Source organism: Variovorax paradoxus (genome assembly GCF_040544635.1).
Taxonomy (GTDB): Bacteria; Pseudomonadota; Gammaproteobacteria; order Burkholderiales; family Burkholderiaceae_C; genus Variovorax; species Variovorax paradoxus_R.
Genome location: NZ_JBEPKJ010000004.1, coordinates 226,159 through 248,758, shown reverse-complemented (window position 1 = coordinate 248,758; position 22,600 = coordinate 226,159). Strand labels below are relative to the sequence as shown.

Here is a 22,600-nt window from a genome sequence, read left to right as displayed (position 1 = left end):
AAGAAAGAATCAGAGCGTGCACGCGGTCGCCGCCGGGTTCGCGCGCGCCGCGCTCACGCTGCGCGCAATGGCCGTTGCCGCTGCCGCGGTGACGCGCTGCGCGCCCTGCGCCAGGGCATCAATGCCGCCTGCAACCGCCTCGCCCACGTTCAGCTGGCACACCATCGTGCGAGTCTCGTCGGAGCGCCGCAGCGTCCAGTTGAAGCCTGCGTCCACCCGGCCGCCGTCGACCGCGTCGAACTGGCGCACCTGCACTGCGATGCGCCACACGGGCTGCGAAGGCTGGCGTCCGCCCTTGGTGACATCGAGCGCGCCGAGCCGTGCCGCGATGCCGACGGCCAGCGCATCCTGCAGTTCGTTCTCGAACGATGCGGCCCAGCGGTGCTGCTCGAGCACGTCGACCTGCACGCTGCCGTTTTGCCGGCCCACCACCATCTGCGGCCGTGCGAGCCGCTCGGGCACCGCCACCGGCGCCAGTTCGATGTAGAGCGGTGCGGCGGTACCGAGGGTCGAAGGCGCCGCATCGGCGGCGGCCACCGGGCTGGCCAGCGTGTAGTAGTTGTCCGGCTTGCTCGCGCAGCCTGCGAGGAACAGCAGCGCTGCGGCAGCGGCAACGAGAGGGAACGGTTGTTTTTTCTTCTTCATTTCTTGTCGTCCGGTTTGCCGCGCAACAGCGACTCGGGATGCCGCTCGAGGTAATCGGTCAGCACGCGTACAGAGCCCGCGGCGCGGGTCAGCTCGCGCAGCGTCTGGCGCATGTCCTGCTGCAGCGGCGAATCGTCGGCCAGCGTGCGCTCGGCATTGTTGACCGTCTTGCGCACGTCCTTCATGGCCGCGGCGAGCTCCGGCGTTACGTCGGTGTTGATGCGGGTCACCGCCTGCTCGGTGCTGGCGAGTGTCTTGTTCAGCGCGGTGAGCGTGGTGCGCAGGTCGGCCGCAATCTGCTCGTAAGGCACCTTGTTGAGCTTGCTCGCAATCTCCTGCACCTGCGACTGGATCTCGTCGAGGCTGTTGGCGATGGTGGGCAGCTCGATCGGGTTCTTCTCAAGATCGATTTTCGCCGCTGGCGCCTTCGGGAAAAAGTCGAGTGCAACGTACACCGAACCGGTCAGCAGATTGCCGTTGCGCAGTTGGGCGCGCAGGCCCTTCTCGGCCAGGAAGCGCAAACGCTCCTGCTGCGTGGCGCGCGACTCGACGCCGGTTTCGCCGGCGCGGCGGCGCAGCCGGTCGGGGTAGACCTGCACCAGCACCGGCATGCGGAACTCGCGCTCGGCGCGGTCGAACTCCACGCCAATGGACTTGACCTCGCCGATCACCACGCCGCGGAAGTCGACCGGCGCACCCGGCGTGAGGCCGCGCAGCGACTGGTTGAAGTACATCAGCAGCGTTTGCGGAGGACCGTCGGGCTCCTTCATGGCCGTGGTTTCGTCTTCCGCGAGCGTGAAGGCCGTGTTCTCCTTGGCCAGCGGCCCCATGGCGTCGTCCGGCGCCTTGAAGGCAATGCCGCCCAGCAGAATGGTGGCGAGCGACTGCGTGCGCAGGGTGAAGCCGCTGGCACTCAGTTGCGCATCGATGCCGCTCGCTTGCCAGAAGCGCGTGTTGACGCCCACGAACTTGTCATACGGCGCGTTGACGAAGATGCGCAGCGTCACGCCGCGGCCGTCGCCGTCGAGTTCATAGGCGGCCACCTGCCCCACCTTGATGCGCCGGAAATACACCGGCGAGCCCACGTCGAGCGAGCCGACGTCGGTGGCGCGCAGCAGAAACTGCTGGCCCGAGGCATCGCGCGTGACGATGGGCGGCACCTCCAGGCCCTTGAACTCGCTCGCGGTTTCGGTCGAAACGCCCGCATCGGCGCCGATGTAGGCGCCCGACAGCAAGGTGCCCAGGCCCGAAATGCCGGAGGTGTCGAGCCGCGGCCGCACCACCCAGAAGCGCGAGTCTTCCGCGGTGAAGCTCTTGGCCTCGTTGCTGAGCTGCACGATCACCCGCACATGAGAGCGGTCGCGCGCAAGCCGCAGGCTCTGCACCGTGCCGATCTGCACGTCCTTGTATTTGACGGCGGTCTTGCCGGCCTCCAGGCCTTCGGCCGTATTGAAGGTCAGCACGATTTCGGGCCCGCGCTCCATCAGGATCTTGGCGACCAGCATCACGCCGACCAGCGCGGCGACGATGGGAATCAGCCAGATCAGCGAGGGCAGCCATTCGCGCCGGCGCACCACGCGCGGCGGAGGCAAGCCCGGCGGGGCCTGGTTGTCGTGCGGTTTGACGTCTTCATCACTCATGCTGGCTTTTCTTCCCTGTTGTCACGTGCCGGTTCATTTCGTTCCCGTTCGGCTTCCTGCTGCTGCCTGCTGTCCCATGTGAGCCTGGGGTCGAAGCTCAGCGAGGCCAGCATGGTCAGCACCACCACCGAGCCGAACGCCGCAATGCCCACGCCCGCGTTGATGACCGCAAAGCCCTGGATCTGCACCAGCCCGGTAAGGAGCGACACCACGAACACATCGAGCATCGACCAGCGGCCGATGATCTCGACGATGTGATAGAGCTTGGCCCGCTCGGGCCGCCGCCAGCTGCTCCCGCGCTGCGCCAGCAAGGCGAGCAAGATCAGTACCGTGAGCTTGAACAGCGGCACCAGGAAGCTCGCAATGAAGATGATGGCCGCGAGCCCGTAGGCGCCCGAAACCCAGAAATAAATGACGCCGCTCAGAATGGTGTCGTACTGCGCACCGAACAGCGTGCGCGTGATCATCACCGGCAGCAGGTTGGCCGGTATGTACATGATGCAGGCCGCAATCAGGAAAGCCCAGGTGCGGTTCAGGCTGTAGGGCTTGCGCGTGTACAGGCGGGTGCCGCAGCGGCCGCAGGGTTCGCCTTCGCCGGCGTTGCACCAGACGGCATCGCAATGCGGGCAGGCCAGAAGGCCGAGCGCGCTGGCTGTGGCCGCCGGCGCTTCGCCCTCGTCGTCCGGAACATGGAGAAAGGGGCCGATCACGCCGCATCCTCCCTGGGCTCGCCGGGCGGGCGAAACGTCATTTCCCAGAAGGCGTTGGGATTGAACGAGAGCACGGCGGTGAGCAGGACCGTAAGCGCCATGAAGGCCCAGAGCGCCGGCCCGGCCACCACCGTGGCCATGCTCGACAGCTTGACGATGGCCACCAGCACGCCGAGCAGGAACACCTCGATCATTCCCCAGGGCCGCAAGGTCTGCATGGCGCGCACCAGAATGGCAAAGCCGGCCGGCCGGTGCTCGCGCTGGAGCGGAACCAGCAGGTAGGCCAGGATGCAAAGCTGCAGCAGCGGAAACAATAGCGTCGTCGCCAGCACCAGCAGCGCCACCAGCGACATGCCCTCGGTGCTCAGCACCAGGACGGCGCCGGCCAGCGTGGTCTGGCTGCGCAGGCCCTGGAGCTCGATCTCGACGATCGGAAACAGGTTGGCAATGGCGAACATGATCAGCGACGCCACCGTCAACGGCAGGATGCGGCGCTGCTGGTCTCCCGGGTGGCGGTACAGCTCGGTACCGCAGCGGGCGCAGCGCGAGACCTCGCGTGGCTTCAGGGGCGTGCGGCTGAAGACCGCATCGCAGCCCGGGCAAACCACAGTTTCAGGTACTTCCGTCATGGGGCCGTACCCTACCCTATTCAGCCCGCGTGCCCTGTCGTCTTGAGCCGCAGGCTGCTGAAAACCGCCGCCACGCCGGCGCAACAGGCCGCCAACACCAGCGCCACCACCGGCCCGTGGCCGCCATGCGGGCTCCAGACGCTGAACACGCCCGCCAGCACCACGGCCCCCAGCGTCTGGCCCGTGAGCCGGGCCGTGCCCAGCATGCCGCTGGCCGCGCCGCTGCGGTGCGCCGGCGGCGATGTCACGATAGTGTGGTTGTTCGGCGACTGGAACAGCCCGAAACCCAGGCCGCACAACGCCATGCGCCATGCGATGTCGGCATTGGCCGGATGCTCCGGCAGCGCCGCGAGCAACGCCAGGCCGATGGCGAGCAAGCCCAGCCCGATGCCGCCCAAGAGCCCGTCGGGGTAGCGCCCGATCAACCGGCCCGCAATGGGCGCCATGGCCACGATGGCCAGCGGCCACGCGGTAATGAGCAGGCCCGCTTCGATGTGGCTGCGGCCGTACACGTCGAGCAGCAGAAACGGCAGCCCGATGTAGGCCAGCATCTGCGCACAGAACGCGGCCACCGAAGTGCCCATGGACAGTGCGAACACCGGAATGCGCAGCAGGTCGATCGGGAAAAGCGGCACCGCCAGCTTTCGCTGCCGCCGGATGTAGACGAAGCCCACCGCCAGGCCGGCCAGCAGGATGAGCCAGGCGGAGGCATGCGAACCGCCGGCCGTCGCGCCGCCCTCGCGCACGCCCAGGCGGTCGACGCCCAGAAACACCAGCGAGAACATCAGCACGTTCAGCGCCACGTCAACCGGCGAAAACCGCAACCCCGCGGCCGGCGCCACGCGGTTGAACGGCAGCGCCTTGATGCCCAGCGTGACGACGAGCAGCCCGAGTGGCACGTTGATGGCAAAGAGCCACGGCCACGAAGCCACCGAGAGGATGGCCGCCGCCACCGAAGGCCCCGCCACGGAAGACGTGGCCACCACCATCGAGTTGATGGCCATGCCGCGCCCCAGCAGCGCCGAGGGAAAGGTCAGCCGCACCAGCGCTGCATTCACACTCATGATGCCGGCCGCGCCCAAACCCTGGAAAGCGCGCGCGGCGATCAGGGTGCCGAGCGAATCGGCGAAAGTCGCGCCGATGGAGGACACGGTGAACACCGCCATGCCCACCAGGTAGACGCGCCGGTAGCCCACCAGGTCGCCGAGCGATGCCAGTGGCAGCAGCATGACCAGCGTGGCGATCTGGTAGGCGTTGACCACCCAGATGGCATGCGAGGGGCTGGCCTGCAACTCGCGCGCAATGCCCGGCAGCGCCAGGTTGACGATGGTGCCGTCGAGCACGGCCACCGTGATGCCGAGAATGATGACCAGCATGGCGCGGCGGCGCGCGGCCGGCTCGAGCCCGTCGACCGGCTGCACGGTGTCGATGTCTTCGGACGCCGTGGCCTCGGCGCCTGCGCGCGTCGTGTTCACGCTTCTTGCGCCCCCTGCGCCCTTCGGGTGGGTTCCGACCGCACGCGGCCCAGCGTGAGCCAGGTCAGCACCAGCGCAATCAGCGCGCCACCGGCCATGCCGGTCACCATCGGCAGCGGTCGCCCGTCGGTAAAGAGGCCCACCACCGCCATGGCCAGCGCGCCGGTCAGCATCTGCAGCGTGCCGAGCAATGCCGAAGCCGTGCCGGCAATGGCGCCGTGCATCTCCAGTGCCAGCACGCCGGTGGTCGGGATCACCAGGCCCATGAAGCCCGAGGCGATGAAGTAAAGAACGATCAGCACCCAGATGCTGTCGCCGCCCGTCGCAAAGTACGCGAACATGGCAAGCATGGCCGCGCCCGATGCCGCCACGCCGAACTTGACGAGGCCCACCAGCCCGAAGCGCTCGCCGAGCGAGCCCGTGAACTGCGAGGCGCCGATGAAGGCCGCAGCATTCACGCCGAAGGCCACGCTGTACAGCGCGGGCGACAGGCCGTAGTGGTCGATCATCACGAACGACGAATTCGCCAGATAGGTGAAGAAGCCCGCCATTGCAAAGCTGCCGATGAACACCAGCCCGAGGTAGTGCCAGTCGCGCAGCAGCAGCCAGTACGCCGACAAGGCGCTGCCGAGGCTGCTTTCCACACGCTGCGACGGAGGCCGTGTTTCCTGCAGCTGCGTGACCATCATCGCGAGACCTGCCACCGCGGCAATGGTCACGGCCCAGAACACGCCGCGCCAGCCCGCCACCGCAATCACGGCGCTGCCCGCCAGCGGCGCGAGGATGGGCGACACGCTGAACACCAGCATCAACAGCGACATGAGCCGCGCCGCATCGGTGCCGGTGTGCAGGTCGCGCACCACCGCGCGCGGAATAGCCATGCCCGCGGCCGCGCCCAGGCCTTGAACCAGGCGCAGCGCGATCAGCGTCTGGATGTCGGTCGCGAGCGCGCAACCGATGCTCGCAAGCGCGAACAGCACCAGCCCGGCATAGAGCGGCGGCTTGCGCCCGACCATGTCCGAGACCGGGCCGTACAGCAGCTGGCCCGCACCCAGCGATAGAAAAAACGCCGTGAGGCTCATCTGCACCGCGCCGATGTCGGCCTTCAGCGTCTGGCCGATGGCCGGCAGTGCCGGCAGGTACATGTCGATGGCGAACGGGCCGATGGCGGAGAGCAGGCCCAGCAACAGGGCCATCTTGAAGAAGGGAGAAGAACGCATCGAACCGATTGTCGCCAAGCCCGGCGGTTGGTGCAGGCGTGGGGTCGGCGCCCGGCCGTTGCTAATTCTGGGCAAAGAGTACGACCTTCGTATTCACGCCGTTTGCATGTGCGCTGTCCGATATTCGCAAGAAAGCAAACGGCGGCTACGCTATCGGCTTCCCGGATATTTACAACGATTCACAACAACTATCTCTTGGAGGGAGTACCCATGGCCGTCGCGCGCACGATCCATAAAGACCTTTTTCGCGTGTTTTTACTGACCCTGGTGTCGCTCTTCGCCATTCCGGCGGCGACGCTGGTTTTCACCGAATACGCGCTGCGTTCACAAGACGCCGAGTTTCTGCAGGCCATCGAAGCCCGCATCGCTTCCGACACCCGCCTGTCCGCGGCCGACAAGGCGCTGACCACCGAGTTCTATCGCAGCCACCCGCTTTCTGGGGCCTGCAGCGCCACCGCGCCTGAAGACAAGGATTTTCACGACAAGGTGTGCAGCCGCTATTCGATGCAATGGCAGTTCCATTGGGCCGACCGCGCAGCCATCTGGACGCTGGCGCTCGGCGCGGCGCTGCTGGCCGCTGCGCTGGTGCTGGGCGCCCTGGCGTTCGCCAACCGAGGCCTGCGCTATGCGAGCTTTGTAGCGGGCTGGCGGCTCATGACGGTGTCGAGCGCGGTCGAAGTCGTTCTGCAGAGCGCGATGCTGGTGTGGCTGTCGTTCTGGCTCACCGCGTATTTCATGGAGCGCTATTACGTCAAGCTGATTGCCATCGCGGGCATTGCTGCAGCTATTGCCGTGTTCTATGCGATCTACACGCTCTTCAAGAAGCTGCCTTTCGGCAACGAGATCGAAGGCGAAGTGGTTGCCGAGGCTGATGCGCCGCGCCTGTGGGAGCGCATCAGCCAGCTGGCCGCCCGCGTGAAGACCGCGCCGCCCGACCAGATCGTTGCCGGCATCGACACCAACTTTTTCGTGACCGAAGCGCCCTGCGACGTTCGCGGCCGAACGCTGCATGGCCGCACGCTGTTCGTGAGCATTCCGCTGCTGCGCGTGCTCGACCAGTCCGAAGCCGATGCGGTGCTCGCGCACGAGCTGGCCCACCTGGGCGGCGGCGACACCCGCAGCAGCGCCGCGCTCGGCCCCAAGCTGCAGCAGTTCGACCAGTACACCTGGGAAATGCGCAGCGGCGGCCTGACCATCGTTGCGCACTACCTGCTGCGCCTGTACCGCATGATCTTCGCCTTTGCCCTGGCGCGCGACAGCCGCGAGCGCGAATACAAGGCCGACCGCGTTTCCGCGGGCCTTACGGCACCGAGTGCCATCGTGCAGTCGCTCATCAAGATTTCGGCCTACGCCAGCTACCGCAACGACGTCGAGCGAAAGCTCTTCGAGCAGAACCGGCAGCATGACGGCGCGCTGGGCATCGCCGGCTTCGTGGCGGCCGGCCTGCCGCCGTATGCCAGTTCGGAAGCATTCATCGAAACGATGAAAACCGCCGACGTGCCGCATCCCTACGACAGCCATCCGCCGCTGCTCGAGCGCATGCGCAACGTCGGGCACCACGTGCCCGAAAGCGCCTACGGCGCCATCGTCGCGACTGCGCCGGGGGCCTCATGGGCCGAGGAGATCGAGACCGCCGCCGCCATCGAAGAGCGACTGTGGAGCGACTACGAGCAACGCTTCGTCCAGAACCACGAACTGAGCCTTGCCTATCGCTACGAGCCGGCCACCGAAGAAGAGCGTGCTGTGGTGCTGCGCCACTTTCCGCCGGTCGCGTTTGGGCTGAAGAACGACGAACGCGTCGAAGTGAGCTATACGGGCCTGCATCAGACCGTCGACGGCGGCTCGACGATCGGATGGGACGAGGTCAAGGACCTGACCTTCCAGGACAACACCTTCGGCGACATGCTGATCGTCACGCACCACGACAAGGGCATGCTGGGTGCGCGCACCACCAAGGTGAAGGTGGGCGGGCTCGGCAAGCAGAAAGACAACTTCAAGGGCGTCGTCGGGCGCTACTGGCAGCGGCACCAGATCATGAGGGCCGAGCAGGCGGCATCGGCGCGGGCCGAAGGGGACGCGCCGGCATGAAGTCCGGCAACCACGGCCAACGTCACCATCCTCTCGGAAGTGGTTGCCGCGGCGCTCCTGTTGACGGCCACGGTGTATCAGTTGACTTTGCAGCTGCGCCGGAAGACAAAGACCTGAGTGCCGCGCGTCACGCGCGACGCTGCACCGGCATTGCACCGCCAAGGCTTCTAGAACAACGACGCCATCCCATTCGGGCGCGCGCCTTCGATGTCGAGCATTCGCAGTTTCGTCAGCGCCCCGCCGCCCGCCGAAAAGCCGCCGGGCTTGTTGCCCGCGGCCAGCACACGGTGGCACGGCACCACCGGCGCGAAAGGGTTGTGACCCATGGCCTGGCCGACCGCGCGCGACAGGCCCTTGTCGCCCAGTTCAGCCGCGATTTCGCCGTAGGTGCGCGTCTGCCCGGGCGGAATGCGGCGGGCAATTGCGTAGATGCGTTGGTGAAATTCCGACACGCGGCTCATGTCGAGCTCGATGCCGCTCAGGTCGTCGGACGCGCCTTGCAGCAAGGCCTGGATGGCCGTGATCGCCCTCTGCGCACTTTCGGGCGTTTCGGACGGTACGGCCTCGGTCAGCTCCGGAAAGCGGCGCCGCATGCGCGCGCGGGTGGCGGCTTCGCCGTTGTCTTCGGGCAGCTGCACGCCGATGAGCCCGCGCGGGCCCCAGGCCAGCGCGCAGATGCCTATCGCGGTCTCGAACAGCGCGAAGCCGGGCTCCGCCGGGGTTGCCGCTGTTGTCGTCGCTGTGTCATTCATGGCACCATTTTGTGCCAGCCTGCCATGCCCGTTCAACCGACCGGGATTGGTTGCGCAAGGTGTCGCGCGAGCAGCACCGCCACGTGCACCGCCTCACGCTGTGCGCCGTCGCCGATCTGATGACGGCAGCTGGTGCCGTCGGCCACCACGATGGCTCCCGGCTTCGCGCGGATCGCCGGCAGCAGGCTGGCCTCGGCCATCTGCATCGAGACGTCGATGTGGCGCGCCTCGTAGCCGAAACTGCCCGCCATGCCGCAGCAGGAGCTTTCGATCAGCTCGGGCTCGGCGCCGGGAATGAGCCGCAGCACGTCCAGCACCGGGCTGACCGCGCCGAAGGCCTTCTGGTGGCAATGGCCGTGCAGCAGGATCGGCGCCGTGGCGGGCGTGAGCGCGAGTTTGAAGCGGCCGGCCTTCAGTTCGCGCGCAATGAACTCTTCGAACAGCAGGGCCTGCCTGGCCACGGTTTCGGCTTTCTTGCCGAAGCCCATCACCAGGGTTTCGTCGCGCAGCGTGAGCAGGCATGAAGGCTCGAGGCCGACGATGGGAATGCCGGCCTCGGCGAAGGGCCTGAGCGCATCGATCAACGCCTCGGCGCGGCGCTTGGCCTCGCTCACCATGCCGCTGGCCAGGAAGGTGCGGCCGCAGCAGTGGTGCCCGCCGCTCTTCTCGACCGTGTGCAGCGTGTAGCCCGCGGCCTTGAGCACGCGCGCCGCGGCCAGCGCGTTCCCGCTTTCGAATGTGCCGTTGAAGGTGTCGACGAAAAGTATCGCGGCCTTTCCGCCGCCCGCCTGCACGGAGAACACGGCTTCGCGGCTTGCGAACATGCCGTGCATGTCGGCCTTGGCGCGCCAGAAGGTGTCGGAGCGCCATTCGGGCAACGAGCGGCGCGCGGAAAAACCCAGCAGCTTTTCGCCCAGCCAGGCTGCGCCGGGCAAGGTGTTGCGCAGGTTCATGAGCCACGGCACGCGGCTCGCCTTGTGCGCGTAGTCGGGCATGTAGGCCACCAGCTTGTCCTTGAGCGTATGGCCGTGGCGCTTCTTGTAGTGATCGAGAAACTCGATCTTCATCTTCGCCATGTCGACGCCGGTCGGGCAGTCGCGCTTGCAGCCCTTGCAGCCGACGCACAGGTCCATGGTCTCGTGCATCTCTTCGCTGGTGAAAGCGTCGGGGCCGAGCTGGCCCGAGAGCGCGAGCCGCAACGTGTTGGCGCGGCCGCGCGTCAGGTGCTGCTCGTCGCGCGTCACGCGGTAGCTCGGGCACATGGTGCCTGCATCGAACTTGCGGCAGTGGCCGTTGTTGTTGCACATCTCGGCGGCCTTGGCGAGGCCGCCGGTGCTGTCGCCGCCGGTGCCGGGCGCGGTGGTTTGCTCGGTGACCGGGTCGGCGTTGACGTTCCAGGCCGACCAGTCGAGCACGGGCTTGAGCTCGATGCGCTTGTAGGGCTTGGGCGCCGTGGGCGGCGCAAAGCGGAACAGCGCGCCGTCGTCCATGCGCGGCGTATCGACGATCTTGCCGGGGTTGAACAGATTGGTAGGGTCGAGCTTCTGCTTGATGGCGCGGAAGGCCTCGTTGATGGCCGGGCCGAACTGCCACTCGATCCACTCGCCGCGGCACAGGCCGTCGCCATGCTCGCCGCTGAAGGCCCCCTTGTACTTGCGCACCAGCGCAGCGGCCTCTTCTGCAATGGCGCGCATCTTTGCGCTGCCGTCTGCGCGCATGTCGAGAATCGGCCGCACATGCAGCGTGCCGACCGAGGCATGCGCGTACCAGGTGCCGCGGCTGCCGTACCTGGCAAACACCTCGGTCAGCGCATCGGTGTATTCGGCCAGGTGCTCGAGCGGCACGGCGCAGTCTTCGATGAAGCTCACCGGCTTGCCGTCGCCCTTCAGGCTCATCATGATGTTGAGGCCGGCCTTGCGCACTTCCCACAGGTTTTTCTGGCGCGCGTCGTCGGGCATTTCGACCACGCTGCCGGGCAGGCCGAGGTCGCCCATCAGCTCGGCCAGTTGCTTGAGCCGCGGCAGCAGCGCGGCCTTCTCGGCCCCCGCAAACTCGACCAGCAGAATGGCCGCCGGCTTGCCGAGCAGCGCCGTCTCCACGGTCGGCTTGAAGGCCGGGTTGGCAAGGCTGAGCTCGATCATCGTGCGGTCGACCAGTTCCACCGCCGTGGGGCCCAGCTTCACGATGTGCTGCGCCGCGTCCATGGCCGAATGAAAGGTCGGAAAGTTCACGATGCCCAGCACCTTGGCACGCGGCAGCGGCGCCAGCTTGAGCTTCAGGCTCCGGGTGTAGGCCAGCGTGCCTTCGGCGCCGATCAGCAGGTGCGCAAGGTTCACGCTGCCGTCGGCGGTATAGGGGCGCTCGTTCTGGTTGTCGAAGATGTCGAGGTTGTAGCCGGCCACGCGGCGCAGCACCTTGGGCCAGTTGGCGTGGATCTGCTCGCGGTGCGCAAGCGCGAGCCCATGCACGAACTGCGCAATGCCGGCCGCGCGCGCGCCCAATGTCGATTGCGGCCCGAACTCCACCAGTTCGCCGCTCGAAAGCCAGGCGCTCGCCCCCAGCACGTTGTGCACCATGTTGCCATAGGCAATGGAGCGCGAACCGCAGGAGTTGTTGCCCGCCATGCCGCCCAGCGTGGCCTGCGCGCTGGTCGACACATCGACCGGATACCAGAGGCCGTGCGGCTTGAGCTGCGCGTTCAGGTGGTCGAGCACCAGGCCGGGTTCGACGGTGGCGGTGCCCTCTTCCACATTCACGTCGAGCACGCGGCGGAAATGCTTGCTGTTGTCGATCACCAACGCGGCGCCCGTGGTCTGGCCGCATTGGCTGGTGCCGCCGCCACGCGCGAGCACGGGCACCTTCAGGTCGCGTGCGATGTCGATGGCGGTGGCAATGTCGCGTTCATTGGTCGGCACGAAGGCGCCGACCGGCGTGATCTGGTAGATCGACGCATCGGTGGCATAGCGTCCGCGCGAACCGTCGTCGAACAGCACTTCGCCTCGCGTTTCGGCACGCAGCCGGCGTGCGAGCGCGTCGCAAGTCTCGTTGGGTGGAAGAACCGTTCCGGCGGGCTGGATATGGCTGGCGGGATCGACGCGCATGGTGTGGGACTCAGCTCGCTTTGTTGGCCTGGGGATAGATTTCGCCGGCGCGCATCAGCTCCAGCACCGTGTCGCGCTTGCGCATCAGGTGCGCGACCATCACCTTGCGCATCGCCGGTGCGTCGCGTGCGGCCAGCGCCTCGACCATCTGCTCATGCTCTTCGACCGCGTGCTTCCACTTGGCGTCGTTCTGGTTGGTTCTGAAACGCAGCGACTGCACGCGGGCATTGATGGAACGGTAGGTGCCGGCAAGCACCGGGTTGCCCGCGGCCTCGTTGATGGCGGTGTGGATGCGCGCGTTCAGGCGGTAGTAGCCCGAGAGATCGCGCCGCGCGAAGCAGGCCATCATTTCGTAGTGCAGCGCGCGCAATTCGGCCAGTTCTTCGTCGGTGATGCGCTTGGCCGCCAGCTCGCCCGACATGCCTTCGAGCATGGCGAGCACCTCGAAGGTGTTGAGCACGTCGGCCTCGGTGAGCTTGACCGCCACGGCGCCGCGGTTGGGCAGCAGGTCGACCAGCCCTTCGGCCGCGAGCAGCTTGATGGCCTCGCGCAGCGGCGTGCGCGACACGCGCAGCTGAAGGCAAAGCTCGCGTTCATTGAGCTTGGCGCCCGGGGCAATGTGCCCTTCGACCAGCATCGTGCGCAGGCGCGCGGCCACCTGGTCGTGCAGCGCAAGGCGCGAGATTTCGATGATGTCTGCGGTCATGTCTGTTTCCCTTGAATGCATTTTGAATGCAAAAAACGACACCAACAACCTCTATGCATAAGGGTAAACCATCATCCATAAATCAATTTTGAATGCAAAACTGAAAGCGAAAGGACAGTCCATGCTGCAACTCGACATCCATCCCACCGGCCGCCACTTCCTCCAGATTCCCGGCCCCAGCCCGGTGCCCGACCGCATCCTGCGGGCCATGAGCCTGCCGACCATCGACCACCGCGGGCCCGAGTTCGGCACGCTGGGGCTCAAGGTGCTCGGCGGCATCAAGCAGATCTTCAAGACGAAGCACCCGGTTGCCATCTACCCCGCCTCCGGCACCGGCGCATGGGAGGCCGCGCTCGCCAACACGCTGAGCCCGGGCGACCACGTGCTGATGTTCGAAACCGGCCACTTCGCTTCGCTGTGGCAGAAGATGGCCGCGCGGCTGGGGCTTTCCACCGAATTCCTCGCCTGGACGGGCAAGGACGAACACCTGCCCGCAGCTGCCGGTTGGCGCCGCGGCGTGCAGGCCGACCTGATCGAGGCGCGCCTGCGCAAAGACACCGAAAAGAAGATCAAGGCCGTGTGCGTGGTGCACAACGAAACCTCCACCGGCGTCACTTCCGACATCGCCTCGGTGCGCAAGGCCATCGATGCGGCGGGCCACCCGGCCCTCTTGATGGTCGACAGCATCTCGGGCCTGGCGAGCGCCGATTTCCGGCACGACGAATGGGGTGTGGACGTCACCATCAGCGGCTCGCAAAAGGGTTTGATGCTGCCGCCGGGCATCAGCTTCAACGCGCTCTCGCCGCGCGCGCTCGAAGCCTCCAAAAGCGCCAAGCTGCCGCGCGCGTTCTGGGCCTGGGACGAGATCGTGGAGATGAACAAGGACGGCTACTGGCCCTACACGCCCAACACCAACCTGCTCTACGGCCTGTCGGAATCGCTCGACATGCTGCTCGGCGAAGGGCTGGACAACGTCTTCGCGCGCCACCAGCGCTGGGCTGCCGGCGTGCGCGCGGCGGTCAACGCCTGGGGCCTGCCGATCCAGTGCGCCGACCCGGCCGTGTACTCGCCCGTGCTCACCGGCGTGATCACGCCCGAAGGCGTCGATGCCGATGCGCTGCGCCGCCTCATCCACCAGCGCTTCGACCTCTCTCTGGGCACCGGCCTCGGCAAGCTCAAGGGCCGCATGTTCCGCATGGGCCACCTGGGCGACAGCAACGACCTGACGCTGGTGGCCATGGTGGCGGGCGTGGAAATGGGCATGAAGCTCTCCGGCATCAAGCTGGCGGGCAGCGGCGTGCACGCGACCATGGACCATTTCGCAAGCCACGCCGCATCCGCGGCACTGCAGAAGGCCGCGTAGCGCACGGACCCGCTCGACACCGGCCGCAGCGCGTCGCTCGAACGGCGCGGCGGCCGTCACCTTGCCGGACTTGTCAGTCCGGCACGCATCGGAACCACCACACTGGAGACAGAGATGATGCAGAGACGTTCGCTGATTCAAGCCGCAGGCGCCGCAGCCGCCACGCTGGGCGTGCCCCGGCTCTTCGCGCAGGAGTGGCCTTCGGGGCCGGTGCGCATCGTGGTGGGCTTTCCACCCGGCGGGGGCACCGATGCGTTGGCGCGCGTGGTGGCCCAGAAGCTCACGACCATGTGGAACCAGCAGGTCATCGTCGAGAACAAGGGCGGCGTGGCGGGCGTGCTGGCGGCCGAGTATGTGTCGCAGCAGCCCAGCGACGGCAGCACGCTGCTCATGGCGCACATCAACAGCCATGCGCTCGCGCCCAGCCTGCAGCCCAAGCTGCGTTACAGCGTGGAGCGCGACTTCGTGCCGATCGTGCTGGTGGGCGTGACGCCCAACCTGCTGATTGCCAGCCCGGCGCAAAAGGCGCTCACGGTGAACGACATCGTGGCCGCGTGCAAGGCCTCGCCCGGCACGGTGAGTTTCGGCTCCGCGGGTGCGGGCTCGGCGCAGCACCTGGCGCTTGAAATGTTCAAGCTGCAAGCCAAGGTGGATGCGCTGCATGTGCCGTACAAGGGCAGCGGCCCGCTGCTGGCCGACCTGATGGGCGGCCAGATTCAATACAGCTTCGAGACCATGACCGCAGCCACGCCGCACGTAAAAAGCGGCCGCGTGCTGGCCGTGGCGCAAACGCGCACCAAGCGCGCCAAGGGGCACCCCAATGTGCCCACGATGCAGGAGCAGGGCTTTGCGGGTTTCGAAGCGACCACTTGGTACGGACTTGCGGGCCCGGGCAAGCTGCCGGTGAGCGTGGCCGAGAAGGTGAATCGCGACGTCAACGCGGTACTTGCGATGCCCGACGTGCAGGAGCGCCTCGATACCTACGGCGCCGAGGACGGTGGCGGTTCGCAAGACAAGTTCAAGCAATTCATCGCCACCGAGATTGCCAAGTGGGCCAAGGTGGTGAAGGACGGCAAGGTTCATGTGGACACCTGACGCGACGCGCTTCTGGTGGAAGTGATTCGTTCAGGGCGCGATCACGCCGACGGGGTACCTTGCTCCGCGAATGTCCCCCGGCCTGCGGCCTCCTCCTTTATTTCGCTGCGCAAGGCACCCCATCAGCGTGATCGTTATGCGCAACGGTCGTTGATCGGCGGAACACCAGCAGCGTGCCCTGGTGCACAGGGCGCCGGGTACTCCCCGCAGCGAAATAAAGGAGGAGCCGAAGGCGGGGGACATTCGCGGAGGGGAGTACCCGGTGGCCTGTGCACGCGCCCCGAAAAGCGGCAACTGACAAAATCACAGCAATGAACCCATCCATGAAAGCCCTCGCCGACGCGCTGATCGCCGCGCGCCAATCCAATCGCACACTCGACGCTGCACCCTTGGCCGACACGCTTCAAGATGCAGTGCAAGCCTACGAAGTGCAGGACGCTGTCGCTTCCGCACTTGGTTGGTTCAAATCCGGCACCGTGCCGGGCTACTGGAAATCCGGCGGCGGCTCGCGCAGCGCAACGCTCACGCATGCGCCTCTGCCTCCGCACGGCGTGCGCACAAGTCCGGCGGACTTCAGTGACCTCGTCTTTCACGCACCCGGCATCGAGGCCGAAATCGCATTGCGGCTCGGGCAGGACGTAACGCCTGCCATGGCCGCGAAGCTCGACCACGGCGACGCGGCTTCGCTGATCGATGCCATGGCTGTTTCGGTGGAGATCGTCGATTCACGCTGGCAAGACCTGGCCGCCGCGCCCGCCCTTCTGCGCCTTGCCGATTCGCAAGTGCACGGCGCACTGGTTCTTGGCGAATGGCAACCCTATGCGGCGGTCGATTGGGCTTCGCAGCACTGCGAAACAAAAGTCGGCAATGCGGAAACCGTGGTGCGCGAAGGCACTCATCCGCTGGGCGACCCGGCGTGGCTGCTGCCCATCTGGTTGCGCCACATCACGCGGCACGGCCAGACCGCGCCGGCCGGCACCATCGTGACAACCGGCTCGTGGGTGGGCCTGCTTCCCTGCAGCCGCGGCGATCAGGTGACGGCGGAATTTGCCGGCATCGGCTCGGTTCGCTTGATCGTGTAGCGCCCTCCCCCCACGCCCGAGCACGCCACCAGAAAATCGAGCACCGCGCGCACGCGGGCAGGCAAGGTGCCGGCCTTGCCGATGTACACCGCGTGGATCGGCTCCACCTCGCCCGGATTGAATTCCTCCAGCAGCGGCACCAACCGGCCGGCATCGATGTCGTGCTGGATGTGATACAGCGACAGCCGCGCCGCGCCCGCGCCGGCTATCGCAAGTTGTCGCAAGGTTTCGCCGTCGCCCGCGCGCACCGGCCCGGCCACGGGCAACGAGATCATTCGCCCATCGACACGCAACGGCCAATCAGGCGTATTGCGCCGGTAGCTCCAGCCCAATCTGTTGTGCGCCTCCAGTTCCTGCGGCGTGCGCGGCGTGCCGTACTTGGCAAGGTAATCGGGCGAGGCCACGATGGCCTGGCTGGTTTCGCCCAGGCGCCTCGCCACCAAGTCCGACGACGGCAGTTGGCCCCAGCGGATCGCGATGTCGGCGCGCTCGTCCATCAGGTCGACGATGCGGTCGGTCAGCGCAATGTCCAGCGTGATTTGCGGATGCAGCTCGAGCAGGCGCGGAACCAGCGGCACCAGCTTGTGGTGCCCGAAAGACACGCTCGCATTGATGCTCACCCGCCCGCGCGGCGCTGCGCCCGCGGCGGCGCACCGCTCGGCCTCGTCCATGTCGGCCAGTACGCGCGTGCTGCGCTCGTAGAAGTGACGGCCCTCGGGCGTGAGCTGCAGTTTGCGCGTGGAGCGGTGCACCAACTGAATGCCAAGCCGCAGTTCGAGCCGCGCGACCAGCTTGCTCACCGCGGAAGGCGTCATGTCGAGCAGGCGCGCCGCGGCGGAAAAGCCGCCGGACTCGACCACCTGCACGAAGGCTTCCATTTCACCGGAGCGGTTGACGTCGATACGCGGCATGGCGGTTTCCTTGCTCTCAATACTGTGACTTCAATTCACAAGTCTATGTACAGGCGGCATTCTAGTCATCCATGGGGATAACCCGCACAGTAGAGCCATCATGCCAATTGCTCTACTTGCCCTTACCGCCGGTGCCTTCGGAATAGGCACCACCGAATTCGTCATCATGGGCCTGCTGATGCAGGTGTCGACGGATCTTCATGTCTCCATCACCGCAGCCGGATTGCTGATCTCGGGCTATGCGCTGGGCGTTGCTGTCGGCGCGCCCGTGCTCACCATCGCCACCCGCAAGCTGCCGCGCAAGACCGTGCTGCTGGCGCTGATGGCGATCTTCACGCTCGGCAACCTGGCCTGCGCGCTCGCGCCCAACTACGAGCTGCTGATGGCCGCGCGCGTGGTCACCTCGCTCGCGCACGGCACCTTCTTCGGCGTGGGCTCGGTCGTGGCCACCGGTCTCGTGGCGCCGGAACGTCGCGCCTCGGCCATTGCCATCATGTTCACCGGGCTGACTGCCGCCACGCTGCTGGGCGTGCCGGCCGGTGCCTGGCTCGGGCTTCAGTACGGCTGGCGCGCCACCTTCTGGGCCGTGACGTTGATCGGCGTGCTGGCCTTTGCGGTGCTTGCGCTGTTCGTGCCCCGCGTCAGGGGCGAAGCCAGGCCGGCGCCGCTGCGCGAGGAGCTCGCGGTGCTCGCGCGGCCGCAGGTTCTGTTGGGCCTTGCGATGACGGTGCTCGGCTTCGCTGGCGTGTTCGTGGTGTTCACCTACATCCAGCCCTTGCTGACGCAAGTCACCGGCCTGCCCGAATCGGCGGTGTCGCCGATATTGCTGGTGTTCGGCGGCGGCCTTGCCGTTGGCAACATTTTGGGCGGCAAGCTGGCCGACCGCGCAACGATGCCCGCTGTGCTCGGCACGCTGGTGGCACTGGCCGCCGTGCTCGGCGCGATGCAGTTCACCATCGGCACGCCGTTCACCGCCGTGGTGTTCGTCGGCCTGCTCGGCATCGCTTCTTTCGCGACCGTGGCGCCCATGCAGCTGCGCGTGCTCGAGAAGGCTTCGGGCGCGGGCCAGAACCTGGCGTCGAGCCTGAACATCGCGGCCTTCAACCTGGGCAATGCGCTCGGCGCATGGATGGGTGGCGTGGTCATCGACCATGGCCCGGGCTTGCGTGCGCTTGGCTGGGCGGCGGCGCTGCTCACGCTCATCGGGCTGGCGATCGCGCTCTGGAGCCGTTCGCTCGACCGTCGCGAGAGCAACAACGGCGCTCCGGCCGACTGCGCCTCTTCGGCGCAAGCCTGAAACACTACTCAACGACAACTACAAGGACACCATCATGGAACAACGCTTTCTCGGCCGCTCCGGCTTCAAGGTCCCCGCGCTCGGCTTCGGCGCCGGCACCTTCGGCGGGCAAGGCCCGCTCTTCAGCGCCTGGGGCAACACCGATGTCGAGGGCGCGCGCAGCATCGTCGACCTGGCGCTCGATGCCGGCGTGACGCTGTTCGACACGGCCGACGTGTATTCGAACGGCGCGTCCGAATCGATACTCGGCGCCGCACTCAAGGGCCGGCGCGACAAGGCGATCATCTCGACCAAGCTCTCGCTGCGCGCGGGCGACGGACCGAACGACGTCGGCGCCTCGCGTCACCACCTGATCGCCGCAACGGAGGCCGCGCTCAAGCGCCTGGACACCGACTACATCGACATCCTGCAGCTGCACGCCTTCGATGCGATGACGCCGGTCGAGATGGTGCTCGACACGCTCGACGACCTGGTGCGCGCGGGCAAGGTGCGGCTCATCGGCGCGTCGAACTTCTCGGGCTGGCAGCTGATGAAATCGCTCTCGGCCTCCGACCGGCTGGGGTTGCAGCGCTTCGTGGCCAACCAGACCTACTACTCGCTGATCGGCCGCGACTACGAATTCGAACTGATGCCGCTGGGCATGGACCAGGGCCTGGGTGCCATCGTCTGGAGCCCACTGGGCTGGGGTCGCCTGACCGGCAAGGTGCGACGCGGCCAGCCGCTGCCCGCGGGAAGCCGCCTGCATGAAACCGCCGGCTTCGCACCGCCCGTGGACGACGAGCGCCTGTACCGCGTGGTCGATGCCATGGACCAGGTGGCCGAGGAAACCGGCAAGACGCTGCCGCAGATCGCGCTCAACTGGCTGCTCCAGCGGCCCACCGTGTCGAGCGTGCTGATCGGTGCGCGCAACGAAGATCAGCTCAAGCAGAACCTCGGCGCGCTCGGCTGGCAACTCAGCGCCGACCAGATCAAACGGCTCGATGCGGCAAGCGCGGTGACGCCGCCTTACCCTTACTACCCGTACTGGAACGGGCAGTTCGCCGAACGCAGCCCGGTGGCGGTGTGAGCCGGCTGAGATCGATAGGCGCCTAGGCCAACGCGGCGTCTGGAGAGCGCTCATTCGCCAGCCTTCCGCCGAGCTGGTCTACCAGCCGGTCGACTTCCTGCTCGGCCTTGCGAAGCGATTGCGCGAGCTCCTCGCCGCCGAATTCGTCGGACTCCACCGCCGCCTCGTACACATCGGTAATGCCGATGTAGCCGAACACGGAACGCACCGAGCTTTCAGTGTGATTCAGGTGCGCGATGCGTCCGCCCGGCCCATAGCCATGGTCGCCGCGCGCCCCGAGCAACACCATGCGCTTGCCCGCATCCGCAAGCAGCGGCCAGTACGGCACGGCGCCGCGTGCGCGATCGAAGCCGAAGGTACGACCCACGCGCACGATGTTGTCGACGTAGGCCTTGAACTGCGCCGGCACGCTGAAGTTGTACATCGGCAAGCCCACCACGATCACGTCGGCGGCAACCAGTTGGTCGACGAGCCGGTCGCTCTCGGCCAATACCTCGGCCATCCAGGGCTCGCGCTCGGCGGGTGGGGTGAAGGCCGCGTGGATCCAGCGGCCGTTGACGTGCGCCGGCGGATGCTGGCCCACGTCGAGATAGTCGACGCGATCGTTCGGGCGGGCCTTGCGCCAACGCTCGACGAAGCGCGCCGAGAGCCGGCGCGTGTGCGAGCCGTGAGGGGCGATGCCCGAAAGCCCGGGGCGGGCACTGGTGTCGATGTGGAGAAGGTTCAAGTTCATGGTCTTCGATGGGTGAGTTGATCTGTTCTGTCAGATGCATTCAAAATGTCTGCACAGGCCTCTAATCTAGAGACGCTCGCAAGCTGCGACAAACGATCATTTCTCCATCGATGAACGAAACTGGCTCATCCATCCGCCGTCCGCGGCACCTGCCGCCCCTGCTCTCGTTGCGCGCATTCGAAGCGGCTGCCGCGCATCTGAGCTTTCAGCGCGCGGCGCTTGAGCTCTCGGTAACGCCCTCGGCCATCAGCCATCAGGTGCGCGCGCTCGAAGACACGCTCGGCCAGCCGCTGTTCCGCAGGCTCACGCGGCAGCTCGCGTTGACGCCCGCGGGCCAGCGGCTCTTCGACGATCTGCGCGCGGGTTTCGATGCGCTCGAGGCGGGGGTCGAAAGGCTGCGCCAACCCTCTGCATTGCAGGCCGTCACGCTCTCCACCAACACCGCCTTTGCGGCACGCTGGGTGCTGCCGCGCATAGCCGGCTTCCGCAAGGCGTGCCCCGGCATCGAGCTGCGGCTGCATGCCAGCGACACGCTGGTCGACCTGGCGCGCGGCGACGCCGATATTGCCGTGCGCTCAGGCGGCGGCAACTGGCCCGGCCTCACGGTGAGCGAGTTGATGGCCGAGCAATACGCCCCGCTGTGCAGCCCCATGCTGAGCCTGAAGCGCGTGAGCGATTTGACGAAGCACCAGCTGATTCACGCCGATTGGCAGCCCGGCGCCACTGCGCCCGCAACCTGGCCGCGTTGGTTTCGCGAGGCCGGCATTGCGCCGCCCCGGGGCCGATCGATGAAGGCCGCGGGCTTGTCGTTCTCCGACGAAACCCACGCCATCCTCGCCGCACTCGCGGGCCATGGCGTGGCGCTGCTCAGCCTCACACTCGCGGCCGAAGAGTTGCGCAGCGGCGCGCTGGTGCAACCCTTCGGGCCTGTGCTCGACACCGGGAGCTACTTTCTCACCACGGCGCACGGACGCGAAAATGAACCGGCGATTCGCGGCGTCTGGGACTGGATCGCGTCGCAGGCCGCGGCCGCTGCTTGATGCAGCCTCACATACCTGAAAGGCACCCAAGATGAAGAACATGAACGTCGCACTGGCGCGCCTTCTTCACGGCGTTGTCGCACTCGCCGCGCTGTCGGGCATCGGCCTCGAACTCGCCGCAGCAATCACCGGTGGCGCGGGAGCCGCCCCGACGCATCTCGAGCGCTTCGTGCGGCTCTTCAGCTACTTCACCATCGACGCGAACATCGTCTACGCCTTCGCGCGCGGTGCGTTCGTCAGCTGGTATCCGTATCCGTTCATGGATGTCGGTGCGCTGGGGTTCGGGCGTGCGGTGCTCAACTCGGTGGTGGTTGCCGTGATCTTCCTGGTCATGGCATTCGGCTTGCGGCTGCTGGAGAAGCAGCTTCCTTCAGCGCCGGCGGCCTGAAAGCTTCAGCGCAGCGGCAGCTCGATGCAGCCCGCAAGCGGCACCGCGGTGACGCGTTCGCTGCTCGCAACGACGACGGCGCGGCCGGGCTGCGCGGCGCGCCGGGCCAGCGCATTCCACAGGTGATGAATCGATCGGGCATCGAGCGCACCCGTAGGCTCGTCGAGCAGCACCAGCGGACGTCCCGATGCCAGTGCTGCCGCCAGCCACACCTTGCGCTTCGAGCCGGTCGAGAGCATGTACATCGGTTTCTCGAGATGCGGGGTCAGTGCGAAGCCTTCGACGAGGCCTTGCCATGAAGCCTCATCGAAACCCGCATCACCTTCGCTGAGCGTTGCCGTGCATGCGTGGGCCGTGACCTGGTCGAAGGCTTCCGTCGTTGGGTCGCAGAAGAAGACGTTCCGGCGATAGGCATCGGGTGCGAGGTCGAGCCGCGCGCCCACTACCGTCAGCCGCCCGGTCGCAGCCAGCGCGCCGGCCATCACGCGAAGCAAGGTGGACTTTCCGGTGCCGGTGTCGCCATACAGCAGCGTGACGCCCTCCCCGATGGACACAGACCAACCGGACGCCAGCGCGGGCTGGTCCGGGTACGCGAAGCCCAGATCCTGGAGTTGAAGGATCGGGGGAGAAGTGAAAGGATTCATGCCCAGGTTGGAGCC

20 protein-coding genes are annotated in these 22,600 nt (G+C 66.8%); 8 read left to right on the top strand and 12 right to left on the bottom strand.

Features of this window, described 5'->3' with window-relative positions; all coding sequences use genetic code 11:
- Window positions 1-9 precede the first annotated feature (9 nt).
- The 6 genes from ABIC94_RS08820 to ABIC94_RS08795 all read right to left on the bottom strand — a co-directional run bounded on the left by ABIC94_RS08820 (window position 10) and on the right by ABIC94_RS08795 (window position 6,319).
- On the bottom strand, window positions 10-645 hold the full coding sequence (locus ABIC94_RS08820) for a PqiC family protein (RefSeq protein WP_354372639.1): 636 nt from the start codon (window positions 643-645) through the stop codon (window positions 10-12).
- Entirely contained in the window at window positions 642-2,285 is a 1,644-nt protein-coding gene (locus ABIC94_RS08815; RefSeq protein WP_354372638.1) for an intermembrane transport protein PqiB, read from the bottom strand. The genes ABIC94_RS08820 and ABIC94_RS08815 overlap by 4 nt, the downstream gene beginning before the upstream one ends.
- Window positions 2,282-2,992, bottom strand: coding sequence for a paraquat-inducible protein A (locus tag ABIC94_RS08810; protein WP_436317971.1), 711 nt, complete (start codon window positions 2,990-2,992; stop codon window positions 2,282-2,284). Before ABIC94_RS08810 ends, ABIC94_RS08815 begins: the two co-directional genes overlap by 4 nt.
- Window positions 2,992-3,624, bottom strand: a complete 633-nt coding sequence (locus ABIC94_RS08805) for a paraquat-inducible protein A (protein WP_354372636.1) — start codon at window positions 3,622-3,624, stop codon at window positions 2,992-2,994. Before ABIC94_RS08805 ends, ABIC94_RS08810 begins: the two co-directional genes overlap by 1 nt.
- Window positions 3,625-3,644: 20 nt before the next feature.
- Complete coding sequence (locus ABIC94_RS08800; protein ID WP_436317970.1) at window positions 3,645-5,000, bottom strand: MFS transporter; 1,356 nt, start codon at window positions 4,998-5,000, stop codon at window positions 3,645-3,647.
- Window positions 5,001-5,095: 95 nt separating this feature from the next.
- Window positions 5,096-6,319 carry a multidrug effflux MFS transporter gene (locus tag ABIC94_RS08795; RefSeq protein ID WP_354372634.1) on the bottom strand — a complete coding sequence of 408 codons (1,224 nt, stop codon included), beginning with the start codon at window positions 6,317-6,319 and terminating at the stop codon, window positions 5,096-5,098.
- Window positions 6,320-6,529: 210 nt separating this feature from the next.
- Here ABIC94_RS08795 and ABIC94_RS08790 point away from each other — a divergent pair, with 210 nt between their 5' ends.
- On the top strand, window positions 6,530-8,407 hold the full coding sequence (locus ABIC94_RS08790; protein WP_354372633.1) for a M48 family metallopeptidase: 1,878 nt from the start codon (window positions 6,530-6,532) through the stop codon (window positions 8,405-8,407).
- A gap of 167 nt (window positions 8,408-8,574) precedes the next feature.
- Here ABIC94_RS08790 and ABIC94_RS08785 read toward each other — a convergent pair whose 3' ends face one another.
- From ABIC94_RS08785 to ABIC94_RS08775, 3 genes are read right to left on the bottom strand one after another with little or no spacing between them, the layout of a single operon-like run.
- On the bottom strand, window positions 8,575-9,159 hold the full coding sequence (locus ABIC94_RS08785) for a methylated-DNA--[protein]-cysteine S-methyltransferase (protein ID WP_354372632.1): 585 nt from the start codon (window positions 9,157-9,159) through the stop codon (window positions 8,575-8,577).
- A 32-nt stretch (window positions 9,160-9,191) separates the two neighbouring features.
- Complete coding sequence (locus ABIC94_RS08780; protein ID WP_354372631.1) at window positions 9,192-12,260, bottom strand: FAD-binding and (Fe-S)-binding domain-containing protein; 3,069 nt, start codon at window positions 12,258-12,260, stop codon at window positions 9,192-9,194.
- Between the two features lie 10 nt (window positions 12,261-12,270).
- The gene (locus ABIC94_RS08775) at window positions 12,271-12,966 is read right to left on the bottom strand and encodes a GntR family transcriptional regulator (protein WP_354372630.1); all 696 of its coding nucleotides are present in this window, start codon (window positions 12,964-12,966) and stop codon (window positions 12,271-12,273) included.
- A gap of 121 nt (window positions 12,967-13,087) precedes the next feature.
- On the opposite strand from ABIC94_RS08775, the gene ABIC94_RS08770 reads away from it, so the two are divergent.
- From ABIC94_RS08770 to ABIC94_RS08760, 3 genes are all read left to right on the top strand, one after another.
- On the top strand, window positions 13,088-14,329 hold the full coding sequence (locus tag ABIC94_RS08770; RefSeq protein WP_354372629.1) for a pyridoxal-phosphate-dependent aminotransferase family protein: 1,242 nt from the start codon (window positions 13,088-13,090) through the stop codon (window positions 14,327-14,329).
- Window positions 14,330-14,446: 117 nt separating this feature from the next.
- The gene (locus tag ABIC94_RS08765) at window positions 14,447-15,424 is read left to right on the top strand and encodes a Bug family tripartite tricarboxylate transporter substrate binding protein (protein ID WP_354372770.1); all 978 of its coding nucleotides are present in this window, start codon (window positions 14,447-14,449) and stop codon (window positions 15,422-15,424) included.
- A 323-nt stretch (window positions 15,425-15,747) separates the two neighbouring features.
- Entirely contained in the window at window positions 15,748-16,506 is a 759-nt protein-coding gene (locus ABIC94_RS08760) for a fumarylacetoacetate hydrolase family protein (protein ID WP_354372628.1), read from the top strand.
- Here the strand turns inward: ABIC94_RS08760 and ABIC94_RS08755 are convergent.
- Window positions 16,455-17,417, bottom strand: a complete 963-nt coding sequence (locus ABIC94_RS08755) for a LysR substrate-binding domain-containing protein (RefSeq protein WP_354372627.1) — start codon at window positions 17,415-17,417, stop codon at window positions 16,455-16,457. The genes ABIC94_RS08760 and ABIC94_RS08755 overlap by 52 nt on opposite strands.
- A 100-nt stretch (window positions 17,418-17,517) precedes the next feature.
- On the opposite strand from ABIC94_RS08755, the gene ABIC94_RS08750 reads away from it, so the two are divergent.
- Together ABIC94_RS08750 and ABIC94_RS08745 are read left to right on the top strand one after the other, a co-directional pair.
- Window positions 17,518-18,714, top strand: coding sequence for an MFS transporter (locus ABIC94_RS08750; protein WP_354372626.1), 1,197 nt, complete (start codon window positions 17,518-17,520; stop codon window positions 18,712-18,714).
- Between the two features lie 34 nt (window positions 18,715-18,748).
- Window positions 18,749-19,780 carry an aldo/keto reductase gene (locus ABIC94_RS08745; RefSeq protein WP_354372625.1) on the top strand — a complete coding sequence of 344 codons (1,032 nt, stop codon included), beginning with the start codon at window positions 18,749-18,751 and terminating at the stop codon, window positions 19,778-19,780.
- Window positions 19,781-19,802: 22 nt separating this feature from the next.
- Here ABIC94_RS08745 and ABIC94_RS08740 read toward each other — a convergent pair whose 3' ends face one another.
- Window positions 19,803-20,513 (bottom strand): FMN-dependent NADH-azoreductase, encoded by a 711-nt coding sequence (locus ABIC94_RS08740; protein WP_354372624.1) that lies wholly within the window; start codon window positions 20,511-20,513, stop codon window positions 19,803-19,805.
- 110 nt (window positions 20,514-20,623) lie between these two features.
- Between ABIC94_RS08740 and gcvA the strand changes: the two genes are divergently transcribed.
- Window positions 20,624-21,553, top strand: a complete 930-nt coding sequence (gene gcvA / locus ABIC94_RS08735; RefSeq protein ID WP_354372623.1) for a transcriptional regulator GcvA — start codon at window positions 20,624-20,626, stop codon at window positions 21,551-21,553.
- A 31-nt stretch (window positions 21,554-21,584) separates the two neighbouring features.
- A complete protein-coding gene (locus tag ABIC94_RS08730) occupies window positions 21,585-21,941 on the top strand; it encodes a Pr6Pr family membrane protein (protein ID WP_354372622.1) in 357 nt (118 codons plus the stop codon).
- Between the two features lie 5 nt (window positions 21,942-21,946).
- Here ABIC94_RS08730 and ABIC94_RS08725 read toward each other — a convergent pair whose 3' ends face one another.
- Entirely contained in the window at window positions 21,947-22,585 is a 639-nt protein-coding gene (locus ABIC94_RS08725; RefSeq protein WP_354372621.1) for an ABC transporter ATP-binding protein, read from the bottom strand.
- Window positions 22,586-22,600: the final 15 nt, after the last annotated feature.

Bases quoted from the DNA above. Each gene is read 5' to 3' on its own strand.
- ABIC94_RS08820 (WP_354372639.1), bottom strand. From the start codon at position 645: ATGAAGAAGAAAAAACAACCGTTCCCTCTCGTTGCCGCTGCCGCAGCG.
- ABIC94_RS08815 (WP_354372638.1), bottom strand. From the start codon at position 2,285: ATGAGTGATGAAGACGTCAAACCGCACGACAACCAGGCCCCGCCGGGC.
- ABIC94_RS08805 (WP_354372636.1), bottom strand. From the start codon at position 3,624: ATGACGGAAGTACCTGAAACTGTGGTTTGCCCGGGCTGCGATGCGGTC.
- ABIC94_RS08800 (WP_436317970.1), bottom strand. From the start codon at position 5,000: ATGCTGGTCATCATTCTCGGCATCACGGTGGCCGTGCTCGACGGCACC.
- ABIC94_RS08795 (WP_354372634.1), bottom strand. From the start codon at position 6,319: ATGCGTTCTTCTCCCTTCTTCAAGATGGCCCTGTTGCTGGGCCTGCTC.
- ABIC94_RS08790 (WP_354372633.1), top strand. From the start codon at position 6,530: ATGGCCGTCGCGCGCACGATCCATAAAGACCTTTTTCGCGTGTTTTTA.
- ABIC94_RS08785 (WP_354372632.1), bottom strand. From the start codon at position 9,159: ATGAATGACACAGCGACGACAACAGCGGCAACCCCGGCGGAGCCCGGC.
- ABIC94_RS08780 (WP_354372631.1), bottom strand. From the start codon at position 12,260: ATGCGCGTCGATCCCGCCAGCCATATCCAGCCCGCCGGAACGGTTCTT.
- ABIC94_RS08775 (WP_354372630.1), bottom strand. From the start codon at position 12,966: ATGACCGCAGACATCATCGAAATCTCGCGCCTTGCGCTGCACGACCAG.
- ABIC94_RS08770 (WP_354372629.1), top strand. From the start codon at position 13,088: ATGCTGCAACTCGACATCCATCCCACCGGCCGCCACTTCCTCCAGATT.
- ABIC94_RS08765 (WP_354372770.1), top strand. From the start codon at position 14,447: ATGCAGAGACGTTCGCTGATTCAAGCCGCAGGCGCCGCAGCCGCCACG.
- ABIC94_RS08760 (WP_354372628.1), top strand. From the start codon at position 15,748: ATGAAAGCCCTCGCCGACGCGCTGATCGCCGCGCGCCAATCCAATCGC.
- ABIC94_RS08755 (WP_354372627.1), bottom strand. From the start codon at position 17,417: ATGCCGCGTATCGACGTCAACCGCTCCGGTGAAATGGAAGCCTTCGTG.
- ABIC94_RS08750 (WP_354372626.1), top strand. From the start codon at position 17,518: ATGCCAATTGCTCTACTTGCCCTTACCGCCGGTGCCTTCGGAATAGGC.
- ABIC94_RS08745 (WP_354372625.1), top strand. From the start codon at position 18,749: ATGGAACAACGCTTTCTCGGCCGCTCCGGCTTCAAGGTCCCCGCGCTC.
- ABIC94_RS08740 (WP_354372624.1), bottom strand. From the start codon at position 20,513: ATGAACTTGAACCTTCTCCACATCGACACCAGTGCCCGCCCCGGGCTT.
- gcvA (WP_354372623.1), top strand. From the start codon at position 20,624: ATGAACGAAACTGGCTCATCCATCCGCCGTCCGCGGCACCTGCCGCCC.
- ABIC94_RS08730 (WP_354372622.1), top strand. From the start codon at position 21,585: ATGAAGAACATGAACGTCGCACTGGCGCGCCTTCTTCACGGCGTTGTC.
- ABIC94_RS08725 (WP_354372621.1), bottom strand. From the start codon at position 22,585: ATGAATCCTTTCACTTCTCCCCCGATCCTTCAACTCCAGGATCTGGGC.